This window comes from Winslowiella iniecta (assembly GCF_001267535.1).
GTDB classification, from domain to species: Bacteria; Pseudomonadota; Gammaproteobacteria; order Enterobacterales; family Enterobacteriaceae; genus Erwinia; species Erwinia iniecta.
This window is the reverse complement of record NZ_JRXE01000090.1, coordinates 1-217: the sequence shown is the minus strand read 5'-3', so window position 1 is coordinate 217 and position 217 is coordinate 1. Positions and strand designations below refer to the sequence as shown.

General features: G+C 47.5%; 1 pseudogene. It reads left to right on the top strand.

From position 1 onward, the window contains the following. Positions 1–13: 13 nt before the first annotated feature. Positions 14–217 (top strand): annotated as a pseudogene (locus NG42_RS21735) (hypothetical protein); the annotation flags it as partial.

Genomic DNA, 217 nt, shown 5'->3' with positions numbered 1-217 from the left:
GGAAAGTAAAATCATGACCACTATTAATACCAACAACATCAACCTGAATGCCGCGTCTGAAGTGAAATCAGGTGATACCGAATACCTGAGCGCAGGTAAGAACACCTCGCTGATGGGCACCGCAATGGTCACCATGGAAAACATCATGCTGCTGTTCACCGAACTGGCGAATGCCAAGTTTGATCAGATGAGCAAGAAGACCGAAGTCTCCCGTGAT